The sequence below is a fragment of the Roseateles rivi genome (assembly GCF_043555845.1).
Lineage (GTDB): Bacteria > Pseudomonadota > Gammaproteobacteria > Burkholderiales > Burkholderiaceae_C > Roseateles > Roseateles rivi.
Genome location: NZ_JBIGHZ010000005.1, coordinates 14,728 through 41,087, shown reverse-complemented (window position 1 = coordinate 41,087; position 26,360 = coordinate 14,728). Strand labels below are relative to the sequence as shown.

At 64.6% G+C, this 26,360-nt stretch carries 26 protein-coding genes and 2 pseudogenes; 18 read left to right on the top strand and 10 right to left on the bottom strand.

The genetic code is table 11. The features are described 5' to 3' along the window. Positions 1–23: 23 nt before the first annotated feature. Complete coding sequence (locus ACG0Z6_RS12875) at positions 24–2,279, bottom strand: TonB-dependent hemoglobin/transferrin/lactoferrin family receptor (protein ID WP_394462029.1); 2,256 nt, start codon at positions 2,277–2,279, stop codon at positions 24–26. Positions 2,280–2,509: 230 nt separating this feature from the next. On the opposite strand from ACG0Z6_RS12875, the gene ACG0Z6_RS12870 reads away from it, so the two are divergent. Continuing rightward, positions 2,510–2,941 carry a hypothetical protein gene (locus ACG0Z6_RS12870; protein WP_394462027.1) on the top strand — a complete coding sequence of 144 codons (432 nt, stop codon included), beginning with the start codon at positions 2,510–2,512 and terminating at the stop codon, positions 2,939–2,941. Here the strand turns inward: ACG0Z6_RS12870 and ACG0Z6_RS12865 are convergent. After that, positions 2,854–3,933: a S1C family serine protease gene (locus ACG0Z6_RS12865; protein ID WP_394462025.1), complete on the bottom strand. Its 1,080-nt coding sequence runs from the start codon at positions 3,931–3,933 to the stop codon at positions 2,854–2,856. The genes ACG0Z6_RS12870 and ACG0Z6_RS12865 overlap by 88 nt on opposite strands. A 199-nt stretch (positions 3,934–4,132) precedes the next feature. On the opposite strand from ACG0Z6_RS12865, the gene ACG0Z6_RS12860 reads away from it, so the two are divergent. Together ACG0Z6_RS12860 and ACG0Z6_RS12855 are read left to right on the top strand one after the other, a co-directional pair. Continuing rightward, positions 4,133–4,933: an ABC transporter ATP-binding protein gene (locus ACG0Z6_RS12860; RefSeq protein ID WP_394462023.1), complete on the top strand. Its 801-nt coding sequence runs from the start codon at positions 4,133–4,135 to the stop codon at positions 4,931–4,933. Positions 4,934–4,963: 30 nt separating this feature from the next. Then, positions 4,964–6,064: an ABC transporter permease gene (locus ACG0Z6_RS12855; protein WP_394462021.1), complete on the top strand. Its 1,101-nt coding sequence runs from the start codon at positions 4,964–4,966 to the stop codon at positions 6,062–6,064. A gap of 12 nt (positions 6,065–6,076) precedes the next feature. Here the strand turns inward: ACG0Z6_RS12855 and ACG0Z6_RS12850 are convergent, their stop codons facing one another. After that, positions 6,077–6,526 carry a DUF3052 domain-containing protein gene (locus ACG0Z6_RS12850; protein ID WP_394462019.1) on the bottom strand — a complete coding sequence of 150 codons (450 nt, stop codon included), beginning with the start codon at positions 6,524–6,526 and terminating at the stop codon, positions 6,077–6,079. Between the two features lie 304 nt (positions 6,527–6,830). Between ACG0Z6_RS12850 and aceA the strand changes: the two genes are divergently transcribed. The 3 genes from aceA (at position 6,831) to ACG0Z6_RS12835 (ending at position 10,130) form a co-directional block, all read left to right on the top strand. Beyond that, positions 6,831–8,126 carry an isocitrate lyase gene (aceA, locus tag ACG0Z6_RS12845; RefSeq protein WP_394462017.1) on the top strand — a complete coding sequence of 432 codons (1,296 nt, stop codon included), beginning with the start codon at positions 6,831–6,833 and terminating at the stop codon, positions 8,124–8,126. 187 nt (positions 8,127–8,313) lie between these two features. Continuing rightward, on the top strand, positions 8,314–9,255 hold the full coding sequence (locus ACG0Z6_RS12840) for an alpha/beta hydrolase (RefSeq protein ID WP_394462844.1): 942 nt from the start codon (positions 8,314–8,316) through the stop codon (positions 9,253–9,255). Next, positions 9,252–10,130 carry a GNAT family N-acetyltransferase gene (locus tag ACG0Z6_RS12835; RefSeq protein ID WP_394462015.1) on the top strand — a complete coding sequence of 293 codons (879 nt, stop codon included), beginning with the start codon at positions 9,252–9,254 and terminating at the stop codon, positions 10,128–10,130. Before ACG0Z6_RS12840 ends, ACG0Z6_RS12835 begins: the two co-directional genes overlap by 4 nt. A 7-nt stretch (positions 10,131–10,137) precedes the next feature. Here the strand turns inward: ACG0Z6_RS12835 and ACG0Z6_RS12830 are convergent, their stop codons facing one another. Together ACG0Z6_RS12830 and ygfZ are read right to left on the bottom strand one after the other, a co-directional pair. Then, on the bottom strand, positions 10,138–10,401 hold the full coding sequence (locus ACG0Z6_RS12830; RefSeq protein ID WP_394462013.1) for a DUF4936 family protein: 264 nt from the start codon (positions 10,399–10,401) through the stop codon (positions 10,138–10,140). A gap of 3 nt (positions 10,402–10,404) precedes the next feature. Continuing rightward, a complete protein-coding gene (gene ygfZ / locus ACG0Z6_RS12825; protein WP_394462011.1) occupies positions 10,405–11,367 on the bottom strand; it encodes a CAF17-like 4Fe-4S cluster assembly/insertion protein YgfZ in 963 nt (320 codons plus the stop codon). 52 nt (positions 11,368–11,419) lie between these two features. Between ygfZ and mltG the strand changes: the two genes are divergently transcribed. The 7 genes from mltG (at position 11,420) to ACG0Z6_RS12790 (ending at position 16,412) form a co-directional block, all read left to right on the top strand. Next, positions 11,420–12,454, top strand: coding sequence for an endolytic transglycosylase MltG (mltG, locus tag ACG0Z6_RS12820; RefSeq protein WP_394462009.1), 1,035 nt, complete (start codon positions 11,420–11,422; stop codon positions 12,452–12,454). Then, the gene (gene tmk / locus ACG0Z6_RS12815) at positions 12,420–13,073 is read left to right on the top strand and encodes a dTMP kinase (RefSeq protein WP_394462007.1); all 654 of its coding nucleotides are present in this window, start codon (positions 12,420–12,422) and stop codon (positions 13,071–13,073) included. Before mltG ends, tmk begins: the two co-directional genes overlap by 35 nt. Then, positions 13,067–14,110 (top strand): DNA polymerase III subunit delta', encoded by a 1,044-nt coding sequence (holB, locus tag ACG0Z6_RS12810; RefSeq protein ID WP_394462005.1) that lies wholly within the window; start codon positions 13,067–13,069, stop codon positions 14,108–14,110. Before tmk ends, holB begins: the two co-directional genes overlap by 7 nt. A gap of 21 nt (positions 14,111–14,131) precedes the next feature. Beyond that, the gene (locus tag ACG0Z6_RS12805) at positions 14,132–14,518 is read left to right on the top strand and encodes a PilZ domain-containing protein (RefSeq protein WP_394462003.1); all 387 of its coding nucleotides are present in this window, start codon (positions 14,132–14,134) and stop codon (positions 14,516–14,518) included. Between the two features lie 12 nt (positions 14,519–14,530). Then, positions 14,531–15,328 carry a TatD family hydrolase gene (locus tag ACG0Z6_RS12800; RefSeq protein ID WP_394462001.1) on the top strand — a complete coding sequence of 266 codons (798 nt, stop codon included), beginning with the start codon at positions 14,531–14,533 and terminating at the stop codon, positions 15,326–15,328. A 2-nt stretch (positions 15,329–15,330) separates the two neighbouring features. Next, positions 15,331–16,029, top strand: a complete 699-nt coding sequence (locus ACG0Z6_RS12795) for an ankyrin repeat domain-containing protein (protein WP_394462842.1) — start codon at positions 15,331–15,333, stop codon at positions 16,027–16,029. Positions 16,030–16,154: 125 nt separating this feature from the next. After that, the gene (locus ACG0Z6_RS12790; protein WP_394461999.1) at positions 16,155–16,412 is read left to right on the top strand and encodes a hypothetical protein; all 258 of its coding nucleotides are present in this window, start codon (positions 16,155–16,157) and stop codon (positions 16,410–16,412) included. Between the two features lie 96 nt (positions 16,413–16,508). On the opposite strand, the gene ACG0Z6_RS12785 is transcribed toward ACG0Z6_RS12790, so the two are convergent. From ACG0Z6_RS12785 to ACG0Z6_RS12775, 3 genes are all read right to left on the bottom strand, one after another. Next, the gene (locus ACG0Z6_RS12785) at positions 16,509–17,108 is read right to left on the bottom strand and encodes a PEP-CTERM sorting domain-containing protein (RefSeq protein WP_394461997.1); all 600 of its coding nucleotides are present in this window, start codon (positions 17,106–17,108) and stop codon (positions 16,509–16,511) included. A 342-nt stretch (positions 17,109–17,450) separates the two neighbouring features. Further along, positions 17,451–20,480, bottom strand: coding sequence for a Tn3 family transposase (locus tag ACG0Z6_RS12780; protein ID WP_394461995.1), 3,030 nt, complete (start codon positions 20,478–20,480; stop codon positions 17,451–17,453). A gap of 549 nt (positions 20,481–21,029) precedes the next feature. Then, entirely contained in the window at positions 21,030–21,380 is a 351-nt protein-coding gene (locus ACG0Z6_RS12775) for a hypothetical protein (protein ID WP_394461993.1), read from the bottom strand. A gap of 79 nt (positions 21,381–21,459) precedes the next feature. On the opposite strand from ACG0Z6_RS12775, the gene ACG0Z6_RS12770 reads away from it, so the two are divergent. Continuing rightward, entirely contained in the window at positions 21,460–21,768 is a 309-nt protein-coding gene (locus ACG0Z6_RS12770; protein WP_394461991.1) for a helix-turn-helix domain-containing protein, read from the top strand. Positions 21,769–21,788: 20 nt separating this feature from the next. Here ACG0Z6_RS12770 and ACG0Z6_RS12765 read toward each other — a convergent pair whose 3' ends face one another. Next, positions 21,789–22,121, bottom strand: a complete 333-nt coding sequence (locus ACG0Z6_RS12765) for a helix-turn-helix domain-containing protein (protein ID WP_394461989.1) — start codon at positions 22,119–22,121, stop codon at positions 21,789–21,791. 139 nt (positions 22,122–22,260) lie between these two features. On the opposite strand from ACG0Z6_RS12765, the gene ACG0Z6_RS12760 reads away from it, so the two are divergent. Both ACG0Z6_RS12760 and ACG0Z6_RS12755 read left to right on the top strand, forming a co-directional pair. Continuing rightward, positions 22,261–22,710 carry a hypothetical protein gene (locus ACG0Z6_RS12760; protein WP_394461987.1) on the top strand — a complete coding sequence of 150 codons (450 nt, stop codon included), beginning with the start codon at positions 22,261–22,263 and terminating at the stop codon, positions 22,708–22,710. A gap of 104 nt (positions 22,711–22,814) precedes the next feature. Next, positions 22,815–23,084, top strand: a complete 270-nt coding sequence (locus ACG0Z6_RS12755) for a hypothetical protein (protein WP_394461985.1) — start codon at positions 22,815–22,817, stop codon at positions 23,082–23,084. Positions 23,085–23,445: 361 nt separating this feature from the next. Here the strand turns inward: ACG0Z6_RS12755 and ACG0Z6_RS12750 are convergent. After that, positions 23,446–24,675: pseudogene (locus tag ACG0Z6_RS12750) on the bottom strand (efflux RND transporter permease subunit); the annotation flags it as partial. Between ACG0Z6_RS12750 and ACG0Z6_RS12745 the strand changes: the two are divergent. Continuing rightward, a pseudogene (locus ACG0Z6_RS12745) lies at positions 24,651–25,124 on the top strand (transposase); the annotation flags it as partial. The pseudogenes ACG0Z6_RS12750 and ACG0Z6_RS12745 overlap by 25 nt on opposite strands. 267 nt (positions 25,125–25,391) lie before the next feature. Further along, on the top strand, positions 25,392–26,309 hold the full coding sequence (locus tag ACG0Z6_RS12740; protein ID WP_394461983.1) for a hypothetical protein: 918 nt from the start codon (positions 25,392–25,394) through the stop codon (positions 26,307–26,309). The last annotated feature ends 51 nt before the right edge of the window (positions 26,310–26,360 follow it).

The following is a 26,360-nucleotide window of genomic DNA, read 5'->3' as shown; positions in this document are numbered from 1 at the left end:
CTGAAGCGTTGTGGGTTTGTGGGTCAGAAGTCGTGGCGCAGGCTCACGCGAGCGTTGCGGCCGCTGGCGGTGTAGGCATCGGCCACGGGGCTGTTGGCAGGCAGACCACGCACGTCAGACCACAGCCAGTAGCGGCGGTTGAAGAGGTTGTCGACATGCGCTTGCAGCGTGAGTGCGGGCGTGGCCTGCCAGCGCAAACTGAGGTTGAACACCGTGGACGCGGGCGGTGCAAACGGCACTTGCCTGGGAGTGGCGTCGATGTCTGAGAGCTTTTTGGCGCGCTGGTGTTGCACGGCCAGTCGCGCGCCCCATTGCGCCCGCTCCTGGGCAAGCCAGGCCTGCAGCTGCAGCGGGTTGACGCTGTTGAGTGGCCGGCTCACGCCGGCGTCCACAGTGTGGCCGCGTGACCAGGCCAGACCGCTGCCCGCGCTCAGGCCTTGGGTGCCCAGCCACTGCAGGCGCAGCTCGGCGCCGCGTATGCGGGCCTGTGTGCTGTTGACGTACTGGAACTTGAGCGGGTCGCTTACCGTGCCGGTGCCGCCCACGGTTTTTTGCTGGATGAAGTCGCTGTAGCGGTTGTCGTACAGCGCCAGCGACCAGCGCAGGCCCGCGCCGGGCTGGCTCTGACTGGCGCTCCAATGGCCGCGCACACCCAGCTCCAGGCTGTTGGCGTGCTCGGGCTTGAGATGGGGGTTGCCCAGCGTCATATAGCCCGAGGCCACGTTGGAGAAGCCGTTGTTGACCTGGTCGGGTGTAGGCGCGCGAAAGCCTTGCGCCCACTGCGCATAGGGCGTGGCCAGCGGCGCGAGGCGCCACACCAGGCCCAGGCGCGGGGTCCAGGCCTGGTCGCGCAGCGCCGTGACGGGCCCGCCGCCATAGCCCGCCAGGCTGGGGCTGAGTTGGAACTGCTCCAGACGCAGCGCGGGGATCAGGTCCAGCGGGCCCCAGCTCAGCTCGCTTTGTGCAAACAGCCCGGATTGGGTGAAGCGGGTGTCCGGAAAAGGCTTGGTCGGAAAGGTTTCACCCCCTGGGGGCACGGTGCCGTCGCGCACGCTGCTGATGCGTGCTTGGCTCCAGTCCAGCCCCAGGCTCAGGCGCTGGCGCAGCGCTCCATCAAGCGCGCTGCCACCGTTGAACTCCAGCTGTGTGCTCATGCCCGAGAGCTGGGTGTCGTAGCGGTTGTCGCGCAGCCGGTCGCTGGCCGTGTGGCGGTCTTCCTTTGCCCATTGCCGGGTGTCGGCGCGCTGGGTGTAGAGCAGCGTGTGGGCGCGCTGCAGCAGCGCGGCCTGCGGCTGGTGGTAGCGGTGGTGGGCCGAGAGGCGCTGGCGTTGCACGCGGTCTTGGGCATCCAGATCCACCACGCTGCTGGCTTGCAGCGGGGGCTTGGCGCGCGCGGAGTAGACCTCGGTGTTCTGGTGCCGCTGCAGCACTTCCAGATGGGCTTCGAGCTGGTGGGCTGCTTGGGGCTTCCAGCCCAGCTTGCCCAGCACATAGCGCTGGCGGTAGTCCAGCGGGTTGGGGCGTGTGCGCTCCAGATTCTGGGCGCTGTTGAGGCCTTGGTTGCTGGTCTCGTGGCCTTGGGTGCGGCTCATGAGCAGCAGACCTGACCATTGCTCGCCTTGGGCGGCGGCGCTGCCGCTCAGCGCCAGGCTGCGGTCCAGGCTGCTGTAGCGTGCGCTGGCAAAGCCGCCGCTGTTGCGCCCCGGGCCCAGCACATCAACCACGCCCAAGGTGCTGAAGTTCACCGCACCCGCCAGGCCGTCGCTGCCGAATTGGGTGGAGGCCGGGCCGCGCAGAATTTCGGCCTTGCGCAAGCCCTCAAGGGCCACATAGTCGCCCCGTCCCGTGGCAAAGGCACCAAACGAAAAGGCCAGGGGCAAGCGTATGCCGTCCACGGCCATCAGCACCTGGTTGCCCTCCAGCCCGCGCACGTTCACGCCCTCAATGCCGGCACGGCCCGCCGCAGAGCCTGCTGCCGTGAAGCGCGGCGCCACCTGGCGCACCGACACGCCCAGCTCCTCGGCAAACCACTCTTTGATGTGCCGTGCGCCGCGCTGCTGCGCTTGCGCCTGGCTTGGCGCTGTGACGGTGGCCGGTGTGTTCTGCGCGCTGCGCGCAGTGCGCGTGGCGCTGACGGTCACCTCCTGCAGCGGGGTGTCCTTGAGCGCCGTGGCGCTGAGCGCAGTGCGGGAGGTTTCGGGTGATGTGTTGTGTTGAGCGTGGGCCTGGGGCAGCAGCAAAGAGCCCAGGGCGCAGGCCCAGGTGGTGGTGCGCAGCATGGATGTCTTGTGTGTGAGACGAACCCTTGCTGGCGCTGCGGCTGGCCGGTTGGTAGAACTGAAATTCAGGCCAAAGTATAAATGCGATCTATTCGCATTTGTTGCAATCCACGCTGGCTTTACGGACTTGGGGGTTGGGTCAGTGCCATTGCGGTGACGGCTGTGAATTCCTCACGGAAGCTGCGCTTGGCAGATTTGATTCGGAACGCTGCATCAACCACTATTGATTCATGAACACGCACACCACCCCCTATCTGGTCCGAGCCCTGTTCCTGGCGGGCTTGGTGTTGAGCTCCGTGCCTGCACATGCCGAGGTGTTTGGCACGACCTTGCCAGGTGAGACGACGGTCAGCTTTGCGACCGTGCAGTACGCGGACGAAGCTCCAGCAGAGCCCCATTGGCGCAGCCAGCCGCTGTGGCAGGAGCAGCAGGAGCCCTCTAGCGTCGGCGTGGTGACACGCGTCGTGTTGCAGTCCGCCGAGCCACGCAGTGTGCCGGAGCCCGCGCAGGCGGCCTTGTTTGTGGGTGGGCTGATATGCCTGCTGCTGTGCCTGCGCCGCCCGCGCAAGCGGTCTCAGTCGTCGCTGGCAGACAAGGTCACGGCCACGGTGCGTGAGCGCCCGGCGTTCCACACCGTCAGGCTCACGCGCTCGCCCATCTGACGTGCTTCCAGCAGGCTGAGCAGGTCGTCCCAATCGGCCACGGCTTGGCCGTTGAGGGCGGTGATGACGTCTCCGGCCACGATACCCCCGTCGCGCCCGCGTCTGAAGGGCTGTAGCCCAGCCTGCGCGGCCGGGCTGCCGCCTTGCACCGCCACCAGCGGCACACCTTTGGGCAGGCGCAGGGCCTGGCTCAACTGTGCAGAGCCCCCGCTGACCCCCAGCGCCGGGCGGATGAAGCGCCCGTCTTTGATGAGCCGCGGCACCACGCGGTTGACCTCGTCCACGGGAATGGCAAAGCCAATGCCGGCGCTGGCACCGCTGGGGCTGTAGATGCTGGTGTTCACACCGATGAGCCGTCCGGCCGAGTCCAGCAGCGGCCCGCCGGAGTTGCCGGGGTTGATGGCCGCATCGGTTTGAATCGCACCGCGAATGGTGCGCTGGGTCATGGACTCGATCTCGCGGTTGAGCGCCGACACCAAGCCCCGCGTCAGCGTCTGATCCAGCCCAAAGGGGTTGCCAATGGCGTAGACGGTTTGCCCCACTTGCAAGTCGCGGCTGCTGCCCAGGGGCACGGGCTGGAGCTTGTCGCGCGGGGCTTGGATGCGCAGCACGGCCAGGTCGCGGTCGGGGAAGGCGCCCACCAGGCGCGCGGAGTAAGTGGATTGGTCAGCCAGCGTCACGCGCGCGGCATCGGCGCCCTGGATGACGTGGTAGTTGGTGACGATATGCCCCTGCTCATCCCAGAAAAAACCCGTGCCCGTGCCGCGTGGCACCTGGTGCACGGCGCGGCTGAAGAGGTCGCGCTGCGTGTCCAGCGTGGTGATGTGCACCACCGAAGGCGAGGCCTTGCGAAACAGCGCCATGGTGCTTTGCTCTTGCGCGTCTAGCGGGCCGCGCGGCGTGACGGCGCGTGGGCTTTGCGCCAGTGCGGGCAAGGCCGCGCAAAAAATCAGGGCACACAAGGCCCGACGAAGGTGCGGGTGACTCAGCATGTAGCAGCTCGCCAAAACAGTTTGCTTCAGTGACCAAAGCCCAGCGCTGCAGAAGCACTCCGGGCTCTGGCAATGATAGGGGGCTGGCTGTCGATTCACGCCTTGCACTCACCGTTGGGCGCATGCCCCTGGCTGCGCGGGCCCGCGCTGCCTACGCTGGCGCCAGCTCGGGTGGTCCGGGCCAGAGGAGTGACTGGCAATGGAAGCAAAACAAGAGGTCGCAAACCCGTCTCAAGGCATCTTGCTGCAGGCCTGGGGGCTCAAGAAGAACTACGGCGACCGTAGCGCCGTGCGCGGCTTTGACTTGCAGCTGCGCCGCGGCGAAATCGTGGCCTTGCTGGGGCCCAACGGCGCGGGCAAGAGCACCACGGTGGGCATGTTGGCCCAGCTCATGGCGCCTGACGGGGGCAGCTGCCAGCTGTTGGGCCAGGAGGTGCGCGGCGACGCCGACCCGATCAAAGCCCGCCTGGGCCTGGTGACACAAGACCTTGCTCTGCACGAGCCCTTGAGCGCACAGGCCAATTTGCGTGCTTTCGGTGGTCTCTATGGCCTCAAGGGGGCGGTGCTGGCACAGCGTGTGGAGGCCGCGCTGAACCTGGCCGGTTTGAGCCAGCGCGCGCACGAGGCTGTGAGCCGCTTCAGCGGAGGCATGAAGCGGCGCCTGCACATTGCCTGCGCCTTGCTGCACCAGCCCGACGTGATCATCCTGGACGAGCCCACCACGGGCGTGGACGCCCAAAGCCGCAACGCCATCTTCGACATGCTGCTGCAGCTGCGCGACACGGGCCATGCGCTGCTCTACACCACGCACTACATGGAAGAAGCCCAGCGCCTGTGCGACCGTGTACTCATCATGGATGCAGGCCGCGTGCTGGCCCAAGGCACGGTGGCTGAACTCAGCGCGCTGCTGCCCGCCGCTGAGCGGCGCCACGACGGCAGCACCGATTTGGAGCAGGTCTTTCTGCACCTCACCGGCCGCGCACTGCGCGACTGCGCCTAAGCCGCAATCTCTACACACCAAGGAGTTCCCATGACCGCATGGATGTCATTGCTGCGCCTGCAGCTCCAGCTCTACTTCAGCAACCGCAAGGCCGTGCTGCTGAACCTGCTGCTACCTCTGGTGGTGGCTGCATTTTTTGGCAGCATCTTTGTGCCGCAAAGCCGTGAGGCCAAGGCCGTGGTGCTCACCGTGGGTTGGGTGGACGAAGACGCCAGCGCACTGAGCCAGCGTTTGGCGCAACAGCTCACCCAAGGCGGCAGCGTGCAGCTGCTGCGCCTGAGCAAAACGCAGGCCCAGCAACAGGTGCGAGACGGCAAGCTCTCCCTGGCCGTCTGGCTGCCCCAGGGCTTTGGTCAGAGCATGGCGACCGCGGCCACCCGCGAGCCCCTGATGCTGTGGCACGAGCCCAGCGCCACGCTGTCCCAGGCACTGCTGCAGTCCTTGCTGACGCAGTCGCTGAGCCATACCGCTGCGGCCGCGAGCAGCGGCCCCGTGCTGCCCGTGCAGGCGCAGGCGCTTTCCAACTACAGCGGCTACAACAGCTATGCCCACGCTTTTGCCGGCACGGGCGTGCAGTTTGTGATGATGCTGGGCATCGAGTTGGGTGTGGGCCTGCTGGTCCTGCGCCGCAGCGCCCTGTGGCAACGCCTGCGCGCCGCGCCGCTGTCCAAAAGCGTGCTGGTGGCGGCGCACTTTGCCAGCATCGCCCTCATTGCTTCAGCCCTGTTGACCCTGGTGCTGGCGCTGGGCATGGCGGTGTTTGGCTTTAGCGTGCAAGGCAGCGTGCTGGGCTTGGCACTGGTGGTGCTGGCTTTTGGTTGCTTCACCGCGGGGCTGGGCCTGTTGCTGGCCGCCGTGGGCGGCAGCCCGGAAGTCACGCGCAGCCTGGCCATCATGGTCACGCTCGTGCTGGTCATGCTGGGCGGCGGCTGGGTGCCCACCTTTGTGTTCCCGCCCTGGCTGCAAAGCCTCACCACCTGGGTGCCCGTGCGCTGGGCCGTGGACGGGCTCGAAGCCATGACCTGGCGCGCCCTGCCCATCGAGGTGGCTGCCACTCACGCCAGCGCGCTCATGCTCACGGGCGCAGCCCTCGTCGCCCTGGCGGTATGGCGCTTGCGGTGGAGGGAGTAGGCGAACTGCCCCTCACCCCCTGAGCTCTTTGCGGATCACCAGCTTCAGGCCTGACCAAATCTCGCTCACGGCGCAGACTTTGACGTCCACCAAGCCCAGCGGCTGGGCCACGGCGCGGATGGTGTCTTCGGTGATGTCGGTCTTGACCTTGGAGGCCTTTTTCGGCCACGACACCCAAACGGCCGCTGTTGGGTTCATGGACTGGCGGATGGCTGCCAGCGTTTGTTCCAGTTCGGCGCGGGCTTGCACAAACAGGTGCAGCACCGTGGTGGTGGGGCTCAACTGCTGCACGCGCTGCAGCCCGTCGGGCAGCTCTCCCAGCAGCGCCATGTACTCAGCGGGTTCGTTGAGCACCCACAGCTGTGTGCTGGCATGGAGCCCCAGCTTCTTGGGTAGCGGTGTTCCTGAGTAGCCAGCGGGCATGGGCAGCTCCAAGCGGTGAAGGGCGTGAGGCCCTTCCATGAGGATAGCCTAGGCGAGCTCGCGGCCAGTCGCCTTGGGTGAATTCCCGGCTCAGCTTGGGTGGGGGCAATTCGCATATTGAAAACGTGTTTTCACAATGTGGCATTTGCGTTTGTTGCGCTGCATCAATCTTTCTCATTATGGGGATTCGCTTTTTGCATGCCGAAATGAAAACTCCAACCTATTGATTAGAAAGGGAAATATTTTTAGTCTTATATAAGACACAAGTCTCCCGCTCCCGCGCCTGTGCTCATAGGCTTGAAGCCAAGCAATCCCGCTTTTTCTTCATCGCTAGGAGTCACCCATGAGCCAAGCCACACGTGAGCAGCAGATCGCAGCCCTGGAACAAGACTGGGCCACCAACCCCCGCTGGAAGGGCATTGAACGCGGCTACAGCGCCGCCGACGTGGTGCGCCTGCGCGGGTCGGTGCAGTTGGAGCACACGCTGGCCAAGCGTGGCGCAGAAAAGCTCTGGAAGCTCTTGAACGAAGAGCCTTTCGTCAACGCCCTGGGCGCGCTGACGGGCAACCAGGCCATGCAGCAGGTCAAGGCGGGCTTGAAGGCGATTTACCTCTCGGGCTGGCAGGTGGCGGGCGACGCCAACAGCAATGGCGAGATGTACCCCGACCAGTCGCTGTACTCCGTGGATTCGGTGCCCAAGGTGGTCAAGCGCATCAACGCAACCTTCAAGCGCGCCGACGAAATCCAGTGGAGCGAGGGCAAGGACGAGATCGATTTCTTCGCCCCCATCGTGGCCGACGCCGAAGCGGGCTTTGGCGGTGTGCTCAACGCTTTTGAGCTGATGAAGAGCATGATCGACGCGGGCGCGGCGGGCGTGCACTTTGAGGACCAGCTCGCCAGCGCCAAGAAGTGCGGGCACATGGGCGGCAAGGTGCTGGTGCCCACGCGTGAGGCCGTGGCCAAGCTGGTGGCAGCGCGTCTGGCCGCCGACACCATGGGCGTGCCCACACTGCTGGTGGCGCGCACCGATGCTGAAGCGGGTGACCTCATCACCAGCGACATCGACGACAACGACAAGCCTTTTTGCACCGGCGAGCGCACGGTGGAGGGCTTCTACCGCACCGCCAACGGTCTGGAGCAAGCCATCAGCCGCGGTCTGGCCTACGCGCCCTATGCCGACTTGGTGTGGTGCGAAACCGGCAAGCCGGACCTGGCCTTTGCCAAAGCTTTCGCACAAGCCATCCATGCCAAGTTCCCCGGCAAGATGCTGGCCTACAACTGCTCGCCCTCGTTCAACTGGAAGAAGAACCTGGACGACGCCACCATCGCCAAGTTCCAGCGCGAGCTCGGCGCCATGGGCTACAAGTTCCAGTTCATCACCCTGGCCGGGTTCCACAGCCTGAACTACTCCATGTTCGACCTGGCCTACGGCTATGCGCGCCAGAACATGAGCGCCTTTGTCGAGCTGCAAGAGAAGGAGTTCGCAGCGGCCGAACGCGGCTTCACCGCCGTGAAGCACCAGCGCGAGGTGGGCACGGGCTATTTCGACGCCGTGACCACCACCATCGAAGCGCAGGCCTCCACCGCGGCGCTCAAGGGCTCCACCGAGGACGAACAGTTCTTCGACGGCAAGCATTGAGCCAGCGCTAAAGCCGGAGCCGGGCCTTTGTGCCCGGCTTTTTGCTTTGCCGCGCTGAATCAAAGGGGGAGGGCGGTCGCCCAAAGCAGGGCGTTGGGCTTTGCGACAATCGCCCCCTCACACCCCCAAAACACTGCGCCAAAAGTGCAGGAGCGCCTCGTTGTCCACCTCACACCTCACCCCCCGCATGGCGGCGGTGCTTGAACGCATACACCGCGCCAACCGCCCGGCCTTTCACAGCCTCAGCCCCAAACAGGCGCGCATTGCCTATTTGATGGGCGCGGAAATTCTGGATTTGCCCCGCGCGCCACTGCCCCGCGTGCAGAACTTGAGCATCCCCGGTCCGGCAGGACCCCTGGGCGCACGGCTTTACGCCGCGCAAACGCAAGAGGCCGGGCCCTTGCCGGTGCTGCTGTACTTTCATGGCGGTGGCTTTGTGATTGGCAATCTGGAAACGCACGACTCGCTGTGCCGCCAGTTGGCGCTGCGCAGCGGGGCGGCGGTTCTGGCGCTGGACTACCGCCTGGCGCCCGAACATGTTTTCCCCGCCGCCGTGGACGACTGCTGGGCGGCGCTGCGCTGGCTGGTGAGCCAAGCCAGCGAGTTGGGGCTCGATGCCCAGCGCGTGGCCGTGGGCGGCGACAGCGCGGGCGGCACGCTGGCCGCGGTAACGGCGCTTCATGCGCGCGACATTCGCCAGCAGCTGGGCGTGGCGCTGTCGCTGCAGCTGCTCATCACCCCCGGTGCCACGGCCCATGCCGACACCGACTCGCACCGCCGTTTTGCCCAAGGGCATTTGCTCGATGCCGAAGGCATTGCCTGGTTTTTCGACCACTACATCGAGCCCACCCAGCGTGAGGACTGGCGCTTTGCGCCCCTGCTGGCCGAGGACCATGCCGATCTGGCCCCCGCCTGCGTGATCCTGGCCGAAGCCGACCCGCTGGTGGACGAAGGCCTGGCCTACGCCGACATGCTGCGCGGCCAAGGCAACGCCGTGCAGCTGGAGCTCTACCGCGGCGTGACGCACGACTTCATCAAAATGGGCCGCAGCATTCCCGAAGCCGAATTGGCCTTGGATGCCTGCGCCAGCGCACTGCGCGCCGCCTTTGGCCTGGAGGCCACCCTGTGAGCAAGCTCCCCCTGGCGCAAGACCGCCACAGCTACCGCTGCGTGCAGCGCCTGCGCGTGCGCCCCAGCGATGTGGGCGCCCAGCAAAGCGTGGCGCCCGCGCAGTTTCTGAGCTATTTGGAAGCCGGTGTGAGCGCCTATTGGCGCGCGCTGGCCCTGAGCGAGGGCACGCGCAAAGCCTTGGTGAGCGAGGCCCTGCAGCTGCGCCGCTGCGAGCTGAACTACGCGCTGCCCGCGCGCGACGATGAACTGCTGGAAGTGGGCCTGCGCTGCCTCAGCGCCCAAGGCCCCAGCCTGCGCATGGCGGCCGCCGTGTTTCGCGGCCCCGATTGCCTGGCCCACGGCGAGCTGGAGTTCCAGTGGCAGGGTGAGCCCGCACGGCTTGGCGAAGCCTCGCCCCAGGCGCTGCAAGCCCTGGTGCAAGCCTACGAGAGTGGCCAGAGCATGACCCTGGTGCGGGTGGGCTCGTGGGCCGAGCTGGGCGCGCATGCTCAGGCCATTCGCCAAAGCGTGTTCGTGGACGAGCAGGGCATTGCACCCGAGATGGAATGGGATGCGGCCGATATGGGCTGCGTCCACGCCGTGGCCTACAACCGCTTGGAGCAGGCCCTGGCCACGGGCCGTTTGCTGGAACACGTGCCCGGCGTGGCCAAAATCGGCCGCATGGCCGTGCTGCCCGCTTCAAGAGGCAGCGGCGTGGGCCGCCAGGTGCTGGACGCCTTGCTGCAAAAAGCCCGCCAGCACGGCTTTCGCGAAGCGCTGCTGCACGCCCAACTCAGCGCCGAGGGCTTTTATGTGCGCGCCGGTTTCCAGCGTCGCGGGCCGGTGTTTGAGGAGGCCGGCATCGGCCATGTCGAGATGGTGCGCCCGCTCTGAGCGCGGCTCACAGCGGGGCAAAGCGCTCGATGTGGCGCGGCCCCGCAATCCAGGGCTGCAGCGCTGCGGCCACCTGGGGTTCCAGCTGCGCGGCCTGGGCGTCCTCGTAAATCTCCATCCACGTGGCCTGTTGCAGGGCGCTGGCTTCAACGCGCTGCAACAGGCGCACGCCCGCAGCCCCAGCCGTGGCGCGGGCAAACGCCGCGTGTGCGGCCTGGGTCTGGCCCCAGTCCAGCCGGTAGTAGACGTAGAGCTGCTGGGCGTGGGGCATGGCTCAGGTCACGTCGACGAATTCATAGGGCAGGGTCAAGAGCGTCAGCACCGGCCCCGAAGCCTCGGCCAGATGCACCTGCCCAGAGGCCAGTGCGGCGAGCTTGAGCTCGGCCAAGATTTGGCCGGGCGCTGTGGCCACCACCATGCCAGCGGGCTGCTCGGGGTCGTCGCTGTGAAACAGCTCTTGCCCCACTTGTGCTTGCACGCCTGGGGGCAGGGCCAAGCGCTGTGTGCGGCGCTTGAGGGTGCCGCGGTACTGGCTGCGCGCCACCACCTCTTGCCCGGGATAGCAGCCTTTTTTGAAGTTCACGCCACCCAGCAGCTCCAGGTTGAGCATTTGCGGCACCAGCTGCTCCACCGTGGCGCTGCGCAGCCAGGCCATGCCCGACTGCACCTCCAGCAGCTGCCAAGCCTCGGCGGGGAGGGGCGGCAGCTGCGGCGCGGCTGCGTCGCTGGGCCACAGCAGCTGCCAGCGCGGGGTTTGGCCGTCGTCGGGCAAGCGCGTGACCCAGGCGCTGCGCCCACTGGCGCTGCTGCTGGGCAGAGCGCTGGCATCCCAGGTTTGCTGGGGCGCATGCGCACCCAGCCACTGATGGGCCGCCTGGCCAGCCAGGCCCCAGACTTGCCAGCCATGGGCGGCATCGTCAGCGGCCGGTGCGCTGAGCTTGCAACGTGCGCGCAGCACAAACATCGACAGGCGCTTGAGCGTGGGGGCCAGCAGCTCGGTGGGCAGGGCCAGCAGCAGTTCGTCGGCTTGGGGCTTGAACGCCAACATCACGGCCAGCAATCGGCCTTTGGGTGAGCAGTAGCCCACCAGGCGCGCTTGCTGTGCGGACTGCAGTTGCACGTCCTGGGTCAGCTGGCCTTGCAAAAAGCTGGCGGCATCGTCACCGTGGGCGCGCATCACGCCCCAGTCTGTGAGCGCCAAAGCGCCGCCTGAGGTGAGGGTAGAGGTGTGGTCCATCATGGGCCGCATTATCATCAGCACCGCGTTTCACCCTTTGAGAGACAGGACTTTGAGCCGACACGGCAGACCGCACCCATCACGCCGTTGGCGCTCCTCGCTCTTGCTGCGCCTGCTGGCTTTGCTGCTACTGGCCGCGCTGAGTTTGGGGGCTGCGCTGGCCTGGTGGTTGAGCCGCCCGCTGGACTTGGCCACACCCTCGGTGGAGCTCTCTGTCGAGCCCGGCCAAACCCCGCGCGAGGTGGCGCAGGCCTGGGTGCAGGCCGGTGTGCAAACCCGGGCGTCCTGGCTGTACTACTGGTTTCGCTTTTCGGGCGATGCGCGCAAGCTGCGCGCAGGCAGCTACGAAGTCCACACCGGCGTGACCCCCATCAGCCTGCTGGACAAAATGGTGCGCGGCGAGGAGGTGCTGGAGCAGCTGCGGCTGATCGAGGGCTGGACTTTCGCCCAAGTGCGCCAGGCCCTGGCCCTGGCCCCGGCGCTCAAACCCAGCACGGCGGGCATGAGTGAAGCCGAACTCATGGCCGCACTGGGGCGCCCCGGGCAGCACCCCGAAGGTCGATTTTTTCCAGACACCTACACCTACAGCCGCGGGGTCAGCGACCTGACCGTGCTCAAGCGCGCCCACGCGGCCATGCAGCGCCGCCTGGACGCCGCCTGGGCGCAGCGCAGCGCCGACTTGCCGCTCAAGAACGCCGAAGAAGCCCTCATCCTGGCCTCCATCGTCGAGAAGGAAACTGGCGCGGCCGCCGACCGGCCCCTGGTGGCCTCGGTTTTTGTGAACCGGCTGCGCATCGGCATGCCGCTGCAGACTGATCCGACGGTCATTTACGGCATGGGCTCGAGCTTTGACGGCAATCTGCGCAAGCGCGATTTGCAAACCGACACACCCTACAACACCTACACGCGCCGCGGCCTGCCGCCCACACCCATCGCCATGCCCGGACAAGCCGCGCTGCAAGCCACACTGCACCCGGCCCGCACGCGAGCCCTCTATTTCGTGGCGCGCGGCGACGGCAGCAGCCAATTCAGCGAAGACTTGGCCGCGCATAATGCCGCCGTCAACAAGTACCAAAGAAAGCAATAACAGCGTGCGCCAGCCCGGTTTGTTCATCACCTTCGAAGGCATTGATGGAGCAGGCAAGACCACCCACATCGACGCGACCAGCCAATGGTTGCGCGAGCGCGGTCACACCCTGCTGCACACCCGCGAGCCTGGCGGCACCGAGCTGGCCGAAGCCCTGCGCGCCCTGTTTCTGCACAAAGACATGGACGGCCTGACCGAGGCCCTGCTGGTGTTCGCCGCCCGGCGCGACCACCTGCGCCAAGTCATCGCGCCCGCGCTGCAGCAAGGCCACACCGTGCTGTGCGACCGCTTTGCCGACGCCACCTTCGCCTACCAAGGCGGCGGGCGCGGCATGGACTGGGCGCAGCTGCAAACGCTGGAGCAATGGGTGGTGGGCCCGCACCAACCGCAGCTCACCCTGTGGTTTGACCTCGACCCCGCTGTGGCCGCGCAGCGCCGTGCCCTGGCTCGCAGTGCCGACCGCCTGGAGCAGCAAGACCTCGACTTTTTCGCCCTGGTGCGCAGTGCCTACGAGCGCCGTGCCGCTGAGGCGCCTGAGCGCGTGCGCCGCATCGACGCGGGGCAAAGCATCGAGGCGGTGCGCACCCAAGTGCTGGCCCAGCTGGAGGCGCTGTGTTGAGCGCGCTGCCCTGGCTGGCTGCACCGCTGCAGCAAGCGCTGGAGCGCGCACGCGGCCATGCCTTGCTGCTGCACGGGCCTGAAGGGGTAGGGCAGTTCGAGCTGGCCTGGCAACTGGCCAAAGCCTGGCTGTGCGAAGCACGCGCCGACGCCCAGCACAGCGCCTGCGGCCACTGCCCCAGCTGCCACCTGTTTGAACAGCGCGCTCACCCGGACTTCCAAATGTTGCTGCCCGAAGCGCTGCAAGAAGCCCTGGGCCTGAGCACAGAGTCCGACGGTGAGGGGGCTTCCGGAAAATCCAAGGCCAAGCCCAGCCGTGAAATCAAGGTGGAGGCCGTGCGCCAGATGCTGAGCTTTGCGCAAGTCAGCAGCGCGCGCGGTAGTGCCAAAGTGGTGCTGGTGCACCCGGCCGAAGCACTCAACACCGTGGCGGCCAATGCCCTGCTCAAGACCCTGGAAGAGCCCAGCGGTCAGCTGCGCTTTGTGCTGACCAGCAGCGGGCTGGAGCAGGTGCTGCCCACCATACGCAGCCGCTGCCAGCCCATGGCGCTGACCCTGCCTCCTGCACACGAGGCCCTGCCTTGGCTGCAACAGCAAGCCAAGCTGGAGGACGCACAAGCCGCCGCCGTGCTGCTGGCCGCCACAGGCGGGCGCCCCCAAGAAGCCTTGCAGTGGCTCGAAGCTGGCATTGGTGCTCAGCAATGGCTGGCTTTGCCGCGCGCCATCGCCATGGGGCAGGCCAAAGCCCTGCAAGACTGGCCCCTGCCGCGCGCCGTGAGCGCCATGCAAAAGCTGGTGCATGACTTGCTGTGCCTGAACTGGGCTTGTGCACCCCGCTATTTCCCGCGTGAGGCCCTGCCCACGCGGCAGTTGCGCCGCCAAGCGCTGCAAGACTGGGCCCAGCAACTGCAGCAGCTGGCCCGCCAGGCCGAACACCCTTGGAATGCCGGCTTGTTTTTGGAGGCGCTGGTGGCGCAAGGTCAAACGGCCATGCAGCCCATGCCACGCCAAGCGGCGCCTACCGCGCCTCAGCACTGAACTCCCACAGGGACGCGCTCCATGGCAGACAACCCACCCAGCACCGCGAGCGGGCCGCTCACCAGCACGCCACGGCCCAGCGTCATTCAGCTGGTCTTCAAGGAGAAGGGCGCGCTGTACGCGGCCTACATCCCGGCCATGAAAAACGGCGGCGTTTTTGTGCCCACACAGCGCGAATACCGGCTGGGTGACGACATCTACCTGCTCATGAGCCTGCCCGACGACGCCCAGCGCTACCCCGTGGCCGGGAAAGTGGCCTGGATCACGCCCGGCAACACCTCCGGCGGGCGCACCCAGGGCGTGGGCGTGACGTTCCCGCCCGATGAAAAAACCCAGCTGCTGCGCCTGCGCATTGAGCAGGTGCTGGGCACCAGCATCGCCTCGAGCAAACCGACTCAAACCCTCTAAAGCTCCCCCCGGATGTTCATCGATTCCCATTGCCACCTGAGCTTTCCCGAGCTGCGCGAACAACTGCCCCAAGTGCTGCAGGCCATGCACGAGGCCCAGGTTCACCAGGCCATCAGCATCTGCACCACCATGGAAGAGTTCCCCAGCGTGCTGGCGCTGGCGCAGGCCCATGAGCCGCTGTGGGCCACAGTCGGTGTCCACCCCGACTCGGAAGATGTGCATGAGCCCAGCGAGGACGAACTCGTGGCCGCCGCTGCGCAGGCCAAGGTGGTGGCCATTGGCGAAACCGGGCTGGACTACTACCGCCTGGCCGGCCGCAGCGTGCAAGACATGCAGTGGCAGCGCGACCGCTTTGCCACCCACATCCGCGCCGCACGGCGGGCGCGCAAGCCCTTGGTGGTGCACACCCGCGCTTCGGCACAAGACACGCTCGACCTCATGCGCGAGGAGGGCGCTGATCAAGCCGGTGGCGTGATGCATTGCTTCACCGAAACCGAGGCCGTGGCCCGCGCTGCGCTGGATCTGGGCTTTTACATCTCGCTCTCGGGCATCGTGACCTTCAAAAACGCTGCCGAGTTGCGCGCACTGGCCCGCTTCATCCCCGCTGACCGGCTTTTGATCGAAACCGACAGCCCCTACCTGGCGCCCGTTCCGTACCGCGGGAAAACCAACCAACCCGCCTACGTGCGCCATGTTGCGGCCTGCTTGGCCGAGCTGCGCGGCGTGGACCTGCCCACACTGGCCGAGCAATGCCACAACAACACCTGCCGTTTGTTTGCGCTGCCCCCCAACTCCAGCGCCACGGCTTGACTGTGCACCTGTGTGTGGGGCTGGCGCTGCTCTTTGCCAGTGCCTGGCCCCTCCAAACGGCTGCGGGAAACCTCCCTGAAGCGGCCGCTGAGGCCAGCGGCACGGCAGCAAACCCGGGCCTCACCGGGCGCAGCACTGCATTGCACCGGGCCGCCAAGCTGGACCGTGCTCACGACATCAGCCAATTGCTGGGTGCCGGGGCTGATGTCAACGCGCGAGACGAGCAGGGCTACACGCCGCTGCACCAAGCCATTCGCGAAGAATCGGCCAACGCCGTCAAAGCCTTGCTGGCGAGCGCTGAGCTGGACGTTGCCGCCATCACCCCCGCAGGCGAAACACCGCTCATGCTGGCCGCCATCAAGGGCCAGCTGGGCTGGTGCCAAGCTTTGGTGCAACGCGGCGCGCCCGTCAACGAGCCGGGCTGGAATGCCTTGCACTACGCCGCCTCGGGGCCTTCGCATGAGGTGGTGGCTTGGCTGCTCAAGCAGGGCGCCACCGTCGACGCCCGTGCGCCCAACGGCAACACCGCGCTAATGATGGCACTGGGCTACGGCAGCATCAGCGCCGCCGAGTTGCTGCTGCAGGCCGGTGCCGACCCTGAGCTGCGCAATGACAAAGGCCTCAACACCTGGGACTACGCCCGCATGGCAGGCCGTGAAGATATGGTTCGTCGCCTGGGTTTGCGTCGAAAACCAGGGTAATTGCTTAGGAATTCCGCTGGCTTGACTAAGAGTTTGTCTGACAAAGGTTTTGGCTCGGGGCCGACTGTGCACCCAAGGGCCAGGCTTCTACAGTGGCTTCACACACTGCAAAAGGAAACCACGTCATGCCGCAACTCAACCCCAAAACCCTGGTTGGCAACCCCTTTGCCATGCTGATGAACCTGGAAGATGTGGTCCACGCCATGGAGGAGTCCGAGCCCCTGGCCTTGCTCAACCGCCGACTCTGCCGTCCTCTGGACAAGCCGCAAATCGTCAGCGCCAACGCCAGCCTTCAGGAAGAAGATGACGCTGAAGACGACAGCGCCGAACTGCCAGAGCAGACGACAGATGCCTCAGAATCCGAAATTGGAAACTGTGCTTGAGATTGATTCGAATATCATCCGATGAGAAATATAAAAACAAAAACAGCCCCTTGGGGCTGTTTTTGTTGGAGATGAGTTTTGAATCGAGGTTGGGAATTAGCGCTTGACGCGACGACGCGACATCACACCGAAAGCACCCAGGCCCGCCAGCAATAGCGCATAAGTACCCGGTTCTGGCACGGCGGTGATGCTGACGTTGTCTAGCGAGGTTCCCAGGGCGTCGCTGGTATTGATGGCGCGAAACATCAGCTCTGTGGTGCTGCCTGTGGCCACGAACTGCCCACTGAAGCTATGCCAGACGTAATCAGTCGGGGTCACAACGTCGTTCCATGTGGTGCCCCCGTCCAGTGACCAAGACATGCCATTGGTGCTGAGCGCTGTGCCCCTGCGATTGGAATAGTCAAAGCTGAAGCTGTAGGCACTTCCTGTAGTCAGCCCACTCACGGTCTGGTGAATGGTGGAGTTGATGCGTGCATCCAACTCCAAAAATTGAACACCTTGCGAGGCTGTGCCAGCAACATTGTTGCGAATTTCAATCTCGCCAACGGTCGCATTCCAACCAGTCACATTGGCGTAAATGCCAAGCGTACCGGCGGCCAAAGAAGGCTGCTCAAAACTGCCGTTGACCACCAAGTTTTGTGCTTGGGTCAACATTGGTAGAGCCAGTGCGGCAACTATTGCAAGAGTACGTTTCATTTGGATTCCCCATAAATATTTTCTGAACCTGGAAGGTGATTGCAAATGGATGCAAGCTCGCCGATCAGGGCTGGCCATATTGTTTAATGGTGCGCATATATTTATTACCCCTTATCCAATGGGGTGTGCGGACCTTTGGCCACAAAACTTGAACACTGATCTTGGGACATACAAGGTGCACCAAGCTGCAGCGCTGCAGCTCAGTCCAGTCCTTGTCGGGGTGGCCACAAGAAACGGAAAATTTAGTACGTTAAGCCATCGATGTCTAAGGGTGCCAAGTATTCTGGAGGAAATGGCATAAGGACATTCCGCCTGCTTCGCGGCGGACAATGGCGGTCGTTCTTAGCTCTCGTCAGTCGCAGACGGCTGGTGGTCGCTCGCGGCATCACTATCAGGCTGGGCCTCTGCTTGTCGCGGCGTGAATGGCCGGAGCTGTCTGAATTCACCCGGCTTCGGCTGTTTGCTACTTGCCCAACTGTAGTCACCGGTTAGCGAGATGTGGTTCCAACCCAGCGGCGAGATGTGCGCCAGCAGAGCGTCGTTGACCGGCTGTTGCAACCGGATTGTTTCGATGGCTCGTTCAAGATAGACGGTATTCCATGCGGTAATGGCTTGCATCACCAAGTTCAATCCGCTGGCACGGTTCTGCTGGTCCTCGAATGCGCGATCGCGTACTTCGCCGAGGCGATGGAAGAACACTGCCCTCGCGAGCTTGTGACGAGCCTCGCCCTTGTTGAGGCCGGCGCCTACTCGGCGCCGATAGGCTGGCTCGCGCAGCCATTTGAGCATGTGAAGACTGCGCTCAATGCGGCCGAGTTCGCGCAGTCCGAGCGCGATGCTGTTCTGCCGCGGATAGGAGGCCAGCTTGCGCAGTAGCAATGAGGCAGTAACGGTCCCTTGCCGGATTGAAGCCATCACGCGCTGACAGTCGTCGAACGTTTGATCGATGAGCTTGATATTCAAGCTCCCGCCAATGATCGCGGCCAAGGTCGGCCAATCGGCAGCCTTCCCTGGCGCAAATAAGACCTTGTCCTGCATATCGGCAATGCGCGGCGCGAAGGCGAAGCCGTGCATGAAGCAGGCAGCGAACACCTGGTCTGTGAAGCCTGCCGTGTCGGTGTAGTGCTCTTCGATCTGCAAATCCGACTCGTGGTAGAGAAGCCCGTCGAGCACGTGCGTGGCATCTCGAGCCGGCCCATTGATCACCTTGATGTGGTAGCCGGCGTACTGGCCGGACACATGGGTGTAGAACAGCACGCCCGGGTCATCCCCATACTTCGGATTCTGGAAACCGCTGCTCTCCGCATGCCCGCCGGCTTTGAACCTCTGCCCATCGGACGAGGATGTGCTGCCATCACCCCAATGGGCTGCGAACGGAAGTTTGTGGTGGAAGTTCACGAGTTCGGCCAAGGCCTTCGAGTACGTTTCCGTTCGCACGTGCCAAGCGACCAGGTATGCCAGGCGGGACGCCGTCATGCCCGGACAGGCCTCAGCCATTTTTTCCAAGCCGAGATTGAAGGCATCCGCCAGCACTGCCGTCAACAACAGCGTGTGATCCTTGTGGGGCGCCCCGCTCTTCAGATGCGTGAACTGGGCGCCGAAATCAACCCAACTGAGCACCTCCAGCAGCAGGTCCGTGATCTTGATACGCGGCAGCATGGAGTACGCCTGGATCTTCAGGGCTTCGGCCTCCGGCGGGACCTCGTTCTCGATGGGAGATATCTTGATCCCCCTGTCGTCGATCCGCACGTCGGTCAGCTCGCCTGCGGCCGCGAGTCGATTGGCTTCGTCAAGCGCTTCCCGCAGCAGCCCCAGGCGCTCCTCGAGATATTCGTTGACGTCGGTCGGTACCGGAAGGTCCAGCCGGCCCTCGGCCTTCTGACTTTCGAAAACGGCCTTTGGCAGCAGGTAGTCCTCGAAATCCTTGAACTGCCGGCTGCCGACCACCGAAACGTCTCCCGATCTCAACGCGTCCTTCAGCTCGCTCATGGCCGCCATCTCATAGAAACGCCGGTCGACGCCGTCCTCGGTGAGGATGAAGCGTTGCCAGCGCACCTTGAAGAAGTCCATTGGCGCGTTCGGGGGAACATCGCGTTCGCCCGCTTTGTTCATCTCGCGCAGCACGTCGATGGCGTCGATTAGGGGCTGCCTTGCCGGCGCGGCCCTGAATTCGAAGAGCTCCAGGAATGCTGGCGAATAACGGCGCAACTGACCGAAGTACTCGGTCAGCAGTTCCATCGAATCGAACTCCTTGTCGCGGGCAAGGCGTTTTGCCTCCTCCACGCTGCGCTGAAATTCTTCCCAGCTCAGCACGGTCTCAATGGCCGCGTAGGCATCACCATCGGCGTCACGGGCTTCAATGAGCGCTGTGCCGACATCTGCAAACAGACGTACCTTGGCGTTCAGTGACTTTCCGTCGTCAGCGAAGCGCTGCGCATACTTGTGCTTGGATTTGTTGAAGAACTGTCCGATCAGGCGGTCGTGCAGGTCCAGGATCTTGTCGGTCAGTGTGGAACCGACATCCAGCGCGATCGCCACGAGCGTGGCCTGCCGCCGAAGCGGTTCGTACTCTTTCAACTGATAGACCGCCATCTGCGCCCCTTCGCGGGCCATGCGCAGCACGCGGTCGGCGTTCACGTCGCGCCCCAGGTCGACGGGAAGATTGAGGGCGCGCACAGCTTGCAGCCGGGCCGTGTGCGCGAGGATGGTCCGAGCGCTGGGCTTGCCTGGCGGTTGACGCAGCCACGTCAGGACTGTGAGCGGGCCGCCCTTGTGGGGTTCCAGCAAGCTGTCCAGGGCCGAGCGCTGCGCGTCGCTCAACGGGGCCGTCAGCATCTTGAAGATGCGCCGTTGCGCTCTGGTCTGCACCTCGGCGCACAATCGCTCAATGGTACCTAGGGCCGGCAGCACCATCAGGCGCTTGCGCATCTCGTCTACCAAGGCTTGGGCCAGCACAATGCCCTGAGTGGACTGCATTGCGATTGGCATCAGCCAGGTCGACAGACTGCGGTGGTCGGTCAGGCCCATATTCTTCAACCCGAGCCAGCGGATGATGCTGCCGGCATGCTCGCGCCGGGTTTCATCACGGCTTGCGTACAGGGTCCACGCCGATTCCGGCGTTTTCAGTTGCGCAGCAACCATCGCCAGCAATGGCGGATGCGGGTTCTCGCCACGCGCTATCGGCTGCCCCGGAAAACGCAGATAGGCGATCTGCACGGCAACGCCCAGTCGGTTCTGAGCGCCTCGATGAGCCCTGATGAATGCCTGATCGGCTTCGCCCAGTGTGTATAGGCGGATCAGCTCGGCTTCGTCGGTAGGGAACGCGAGCAGTTGCTCGCGTTGCGCCGGGGTGAGGAGTTCGCGGCGCGGCATGCGTCAGCCGGGATTCGGTCGAGTGAGATTGAGCGCCACTCCCGGTCTCGAACAGGAAGCGCCACCGGTCGCGGCAGGCATCTCGGCGCGAGACCGCGGCTTGCACGAGGCAGAACGCTCGCCGGCTGCTGGAGTCTGAGGAAGTGCTGGCTCGATATAACGCATTGGTTGGTCGTGCTTGGTGCCGTGGTTCACTCATGCAAGGCCGATCGGTGTTCGAGATGCTTGCAGGCCCCGCCCAGCCCGATGTGTTCGAGGCGGAAGCCGGGCGGTGTCGCGATGCTGATACCCGCCAATGACGCATGGGACTGCGGCGATCGACGCGCAATGTAGCGGCCCGAATTCGACGCAACGCTAGGTGCTCGCCCGACCTGAAGGATCCTTCAGGGTCGAACGATTGACATCGCGGACATCCCGTACCGCGATAGACGGAATCTTTCGATTTTGCTTTGCTTCTCTTTGCTTTTGAGTCCGGCAGAGCGTGAAGAGAAGCGCATCGCTTTCCAATGAAGCCCCGACAGAGAGCCGCGGCAACTTGATGGCATCCCCTCAATGTGCAGGCGATGTCCACGTCATGCGCGTCCACATGTCCTCGCTGACGTCGACGGACTCGCCGAGGCCGTTGTGCGCCGCAACTGTCATCAGCATGAGCAGGACAAGCTCTTGTTCGACGGGAGGCCCGCCGAGTTCGTAGGTACGCCCTGAGGTCGTGATTGCAGATCGTTCTCTGACATTCAGGCCTTCGATGGCCGACGTGATGCGACACGAGCCGCAGTCCAGCAGCGCAAGGATATGGAAATCGCCCTCGGGCGTTCGAAGCATTCGCCACCACTTCAGCGGCACGTGCGGCTGCTCTTCAACGGGTGAAGGATCGCGCACGTTCGCAAGAACAAAGTTCATCGGGTCGCCTCATTCCTCAATGGTTCTGTATTTTTAATAACGTGGCTCCGGCGCCACAGCTTTGGGAAGCTCAGGCGACATGTCCACTCGCCCGAGAAAAATCGCACCGAAGCGCGGCCGACCCAAAGGCGCTACCAGCTTCAATGCCGAAGTAGCGCTTGCGTTCGGTGCCGTCGTGCGTGCGCTGCGGCTGGACTCCGGCCTGTCGCAGGAGAGCTTCGCGCACGTCGCTGATATCGAGCGCTCGCACATGAGCAGGATTGAGCGTGGCGCGAGTCAGCCGACCCTGTACGCCATCATGCGGATCGCCACGGCGCTCGGCATCGAGGGCAGCACGCTCCTGCGGAAGACCGAGCGCGAGCTCCGCAAGGCAGCGTCGGGCGAATAGCTGAGCATTTGGCGCGGTCCTCATCGCGCGCGGCGGCGGCCACTGCTGAAATGCACCCGGGCCGACGCTGACTTCGAAGCCGAGGTCAGTCTCGGATCGATCGAGGTGTGCGTGGCCAGCGAGACGTCGAGCTCCAGCATGAAATCGATGAAGTTCACGTCGAGCGCGCGCAGCCACGCCCGCAATTCGATGATGTCGAGCTTGCGCGACCCGCGTTCGACCCGACTCACCATCGTCTGATCTCGCCCCAGCAGTTGGGCCAGATCGAGCTGGCGCAGGCGGACCGACTCGCGTGACCTACGCAGGAGTAAGAGAAAGACATCGTGCTGGCGGCTGTGGATGGACTTGTGCATGGAAAACCTTCGGGGCCGAAAGCTATCTCATCAAATGCCGTATGCAAAAACAGAATCTAAAGCCGACGAACTCCTGAGCGAATGAGCCGGTACAGGCGATCTCTGGCGAGAATTTCAACCCGTTTTATAAAACTCAGCCATGTTCGCCACGCATTCGTCCGACCGACTCCACACGCCCGGCTCGTTGCTCCTGCCCGAGCAGTCGTACTGGCGCGCGATGGCGCTCACCGCTCACCGAGCCTGGCTATTGGCGACTTTTCGGGTGCGCGATGGCAAGGCGGAGTTTCGGCAGACCCTGTGCTTCGGCTGCGGATCGGACCTGCTGGAACGCGTCCGCGCAGTCCCTGTCGAACCGCTCGACGCCTTGGTCTTCATGGCGCCGCCGTGGCAGACACAGCGCGGCCAATGGGCTTCGCACAATGTCACCGCGATCTGGTCCGCGAGTTCCACCGCCGGCGGCCCCGACATGCTCGTTTTCGACACGGACGCGGGCAACTGCCTCGTGGCCGATCCCGCATGTGATCCGGCTGATCGGGTTCAGAAGCTCGAGCTGTTGCTCCGCATTCCTTCGTGCGGGCGGACGCTGTGACCACGCGCGAAGAACGCCTGCGCGCGCTTCACGCAGCCGCCGCGTTCCTGAAAGAGCTCACCCAAGAGGCCGGTTGACCCGCTGAACTCGAGCGGCTGGTTGCGATGGCCGTCAACGAATACCCCTCCGCCTCTGAAATCGACGCGCTATTCGTTGGCGCTGATACAGCGGCAATTCACCGGTGGGGCATGGCCTTCCTGCGCACGCGCTGCGTGCTAGAGCAGTTGATCGTGCGGGCGGAGCCCGCGGTACGGCGCGAGGCCCTGTTCATCGAGCGCCATTTCCCGGCCTGGCTCGGACTGCCAGCAACGCCGTCGGACCAGGACTGGTGGCGTATCGGATTTTTTGGGCTCGATGGCCCGGATTCGCAATGAAGCGACGTGATCGCAACGGGGCCAGCACCGACGCAGCACGTGGTGGGTTCGGCGAGGCCTTGCGGATGCCTGATGCGGCACCGACAGATCTCCGCTGGGACATGCCGCCGGTGGGCTCAGCGGAGTGCGACGCGTATCTCGAGGCTCGGCATCAGGAAACGCTGTCACAGCAAGCGATAGCGGCGAAGCCCCAACCCGATCCTTCTAACCCGACACCAGCGGCATTCCCGTGCTCAGGACGACAAGCACCGCGGCGGCCCCGTCCGCTCTCAATGATGGTCTTCGCGGGGGCGTTGCTAGTCCTGACCTTGTGCATTGCCATGTGAATTCAGACCCAAGGACCGAGCTCAGCTGCGCTCTTTCAGGCGGGCCGGCGTTGCTGGCGCATCAAAAGAAATGCCGCCGGAACCACGATCATCGACAGCAGCGGCGCCGTGATCATCCCGCCGACCATGGGCGCCGCGATGCGCTGCATCACCTCCGACCCGGTGCCCGCGCCCCACATGATCGGGAGCAGCCCGGCCAGGATGACGGCCACCGTCATCGCCTTCGGCCGCACCCGCAGCACCGCGCCCTCGCGGATCGCGTCGAGCAAGTCAGCGTCGGTCGTTCGCCCGAGCGCGATCCGGTCCTGCCAAGCGTGCTTCAGGTACAGCAGCATGATCACGCCGAACTCGGCCGCGACGCCGGCCAGCGCAATGAAGCCGACGACGCCGGCAACCGACAGGTCGTAGCCGAGCCACCAAAGCAGCCAGATGCCGCCGATCAGTGCGAACGGCAGCGCCGCCATGATCAGAAGCGCCTCGTCGAAGGCGCGAAAGGTCAGGTACAGCAGCACGAAGATGATCAGGAGCGTGAACGGCACGACGACCTTGAGCCTGGCCCTCGCGCGCTCGAGGAACTCGAACTGGCCGGACCACGAGATCGAGTAGCCGGGCGGAAGCTTCACCTTGTCGGCGACCACGCGCTGCATGTCGTGCACGGCCGAGCGCATGTCGCGTCCGCGGATATCGACGTAGACCCAGCCCGACAGCCGCGCGTTCCCGCTTCGCAGCATTGGCGGGCCGTCGCTGATACGGATGTCGGCCACGTCGGACAGCACGAGCCGCTGGCCTCGCTCGCCGACGATCGGCAAGCGACGCAGCGCCTCGAGCGAGTCGCGCAGCTCTCGCGAGTAGCGCACGCTGATCGGGAAGCGCTGCAGGCCCTCGACGGTCTCGCCGATGTTCTCGCCGCCGACGGCCGTGGCGATCACCGACTGCACATCGGCGATGTTCATGCCGAAGCGCGCCGCCTCGGCGCGGCGGATGTCGATGTCGACATAGCGCCCGCCCGTCAGGCGCTCAGCCAGCGCGCTGGTGACGCCGGGCACGTCCTTCAGCGCGCGCTCGACCTCGCCGGTCAGCCGGTCGATCGTCTGCAGGTCGCTGCCCGCGACCTTCACGCCGACCGGGCTCTGGATGCCCGTGGCCAGCATGTCGATGCGGTTGCGGATCGGCGGCACCCAGATGTTGGCAAGACCTGGCACCTGGGCGACGCGGTCGAGCTCCTCGACGAGCTTGTCCGGCGTCATGCCAGCGCGCCACTGCTCGCTTCACGCGCAATGCACTGGCGTTTGCCAACAAGACGCAGCGACGCATGGTGTCGGCAGCCATCGGCACGGTGTTCGGCCAGGACTGCCCCGACGCGGCCCGCAAGCAATGGCGCTGCGTGGCCGACCAGTTCCGCGAGAGGATGCCCAAGCTCGCGGCCTGCATGGACGAGGCCGAGAACGACATGCTGGCCTTCATGACCTTCCCGCGATCGCATTGGACGCAGATCTACTCGACCAACCCGCTGGAGCGGCTGAACGCGGAGATCAAGCGACGCACGAACGTAGTGGGCATCTTCCCCAACGACGCGGCCATCACGCGCCTGGTCGGCGCCATGATGCTGGAGCAGAACGACGAGTGGTCTTTGAATCGGCGTTACATGACGCTGGAGGGCCTGCAGTCGCTCAACGATACTGCCCCGACTCGGCTGCCCGCAGTGACACGCTGAGTATGTGAATCTCAGCCTGTCCGGGTAAGCGACTTACACCACGGCTTGGGACATCACCCTCCTACGCCACAGTCAGCTTGATCACGCTGTCAGCGAATGACGGCACAATGGAATGCAACCTTTAATGAATTCCAGTGAGACCAGGTGGCGCCTCGTGCTGGAGACAAGCGGCGACGGCGGCCGGTTGCAGATCTAGGGAAAACTGCAAGTGGCGGGCCAATGCGGAGAAAAGCCTTTCTTCGGTGGAATGTCGGCGTTGTTCTCCTGATGGCGGCGAGCATTCCGGTGATCGTCTCGGTCGACCACACAAGCCCGGCATCCCCGATCGAGCCGGGGCCGCCGCGAACAGAGCCAATCTCGCAATCAATTGGACAGGAAGACGTAGCGACTGTCGCAAAGATGACTGTGCCCCTATTGTCGACGCCGGGGCACACATTGCCCTCGGCAACTCTGCGTTCGTTAGGGGAGAGCGCTCCCGAAATTCTCTTTGCCGCCTACACGCGTGGCAGGAATTCTTCTCTGCCATTGGAGAAGTACGCGGCCTATTACGTGGCATCGTTCTGCGCACCCGTAGTGCTCGGCTCCGACTCGTCGGCCACAATGAGAGCATCCGAGTCGTGGGGGCAGAACATCCTCCTGGCGACGAACAGCCTGCGCGAGCGATGCCGGCTTTTCGCCTCAATCCCTTCCCGTGAACTCACGGCGCAAGTGCGGCGGCTTCAAGACGAAGTCATTGACGCAAGGTTTGAGCTAAGCCCGGTGCTCGTGGAACTCTTGCGAGACGAGACGGATGCCGACGAAATTCGTCGCACCCGACGTGCGCTGAAGGAGACCTTCGAGCGCTACGGTGCGGACGCTCTGCAGTGGGCGGGGCCAGGTCTCGCGATTTGGATCGACTTCGCAGCAACCGACACCAATTGGAAATCGTCGTTGGATCCGCTGTTGCACGACGCGGATCTCGCGGCCATCTTGCCCGTGGCGATGTGCTTCTCCGGGTTCAAATGTGGGCCTGATGGAATCCTCTATCTGCGGCTGTGTTCGACTGCGGCTCGATGCGGCAGGTCGGTGGATAGTGATGTTCTCAACCGCCTTTCGAGTGTCGAACGACGCGACAAGGTCGAGCAGCAAGCGAAGTTCATCGCGCGCGTCTTGGAAACCAAGGAATTTGGTCGCCTCGGCCTTTAGGCACGCTCGGGCTCTTGAGGAAAGGACTGGATACCAAGCTGAGCCCTCTCG